We start from the raw sequence: 1,144 nt of genomic DNA, 5'->3' as shown, positions 1-1,144 counted from the left end.
TCTTGATGGGATTGTTTCAGGAAACTTGGTTCCTTCATTCCAATCCTCAGTTGTAAAGTTGAAGTTTTTCTAGTAAACTTCCTGTATTTTCACGCTGGAAAGCGTTTATAACAGAACTTGTCGCGCGCCTCCGTTACTTTAATTAAAATCCGATAATTCATTTGATAAATAATGGCTAGTATCTGCCAACCATTCTTCTAATGATTGGATTGTATAATATTTATTTCCGTTTATTTCTAAGAAAGGAATGCCTTCTCCAAAAGAAGAAACATGATTTCTATCTAATACGTCAAATTCATCAACAGAAATCCCAAGGTAATCGGAAGCTTGCTCTTTACTCAGCAATTGTTTCGCATTACTCTCTTCCCCATTTTCAGTAGAAACAGCGACAGTTGAAACAGATTCTTTATTCGTGGAATTTGATAAAATAAAGGCACTCGAAATAACTGAAATTGCTAAAAATAAAATTGATATTCCTGTAAAATAAGCTTTCATATTTTTCCCCCTATCAAGTTCGAAATTATCATAAAAATCCATATATCTTCTTTAACAAAACCGTTAGAGCTTAATAACAATATGTGTCTGCATATGTCATCTCTTTAAATGTTTATTGTATAGATTAAGTCCAGTAGCCCCCACAACTAAAGAAATAACAATTACTACATAAATCTCCTCTTTGTTTCTGGCACCAGCCGAACTATCAATTATTAGCCAAATAAATTCAATGAACATAATAACAACCCAAGCAATGAATGCAGATAACAATTTCATTATGAGCACTCCCCTTAACAAACCATTCTTATAAGCTGTTTTACCATATAAATCCAATTATCTTTCTTCAAATATTGAGCGAAAGTTAAATAACACTCCACTACTTAATTCTATTTTACCATTCATTTCCTTTTATTTGGGAAAACTATAAAAAAGAGCTGCTTGATCGATAATCAATCTTCAACCCTTGCTTCCGTTACTTTAAGTGTATTAATTCACAAGGTTTCAACTGGCAAACCTATTTCGAATTTAATTCTTTCCTCTTAGTTCCTCAATTTCATTTTGAAGCTCTTTTATTTTTGTATCTTTTTTTCTATAACTGCTTTTCATCCAAAAGAAGATTAGTAATACTCCGCAAACTATACCAACTAAA

At 31.7% G+C, this 1,144-nt stretch carries 2 protein-coding genes; both read right to left on the bottom strand.

Annotated features, from left to right (window positions below; genetic code table 11):
• Nucleotides 1-138: 138 nt before the first annotated feature.
• Nucleotides 139-495, bottom strand: coding sequence for a hypothetical protein (locus BKP35_RS18160; protein WP_071314804.1), 357 nt, complete (start codon nucleotides 493-495; stop codon nucleotides 139-141).
• Nucleotides 496-591: 96 nt separating this feature from the next.
• Entirely contained in the window at nucleotides 592-771 is a 180-nt protein-coding gene (locus tag BKP35_RS18155) for a hypothetical protein (protein WP_071314803.1), read from the bottom strand.
• Between the last annotated feature and the right edge of the window lie 373 nt (nucleotides 772-1,144).

Source organism: Anaerobacillus arseniciselenatis (assembly GCF_001865995.1).
GTDB classification, from domain to species: domain Bacteria; phylum Bacillota; class Bacilli; order Bacillales; family Anaerobacillaceae; genus Anaerobacillus; species Anaerobacillus arseniciselenatis.
Note: the sequence above shows the minus strand (reverse complement) of the source record. Positions and strands in the feature narration are given on the sequence as shown.

Excerpts from the sequence above, each read along its gene's own strand:
- BKP35_RS18160 (WP_071314804.1), bottom strand. The coding sequence starts at position 495 with ATGAAAGCTTATTTTACAGGAATATCAATTTTATTTTTAGCAATTTCA.
- BKP35_RS18155 (WP_071314803.1), bottom strand. The coding sequence starts at position 771 with ATGAAATTGTTATCTGCATTCATTGCTTGGGTTGTTATTATGTTCATT.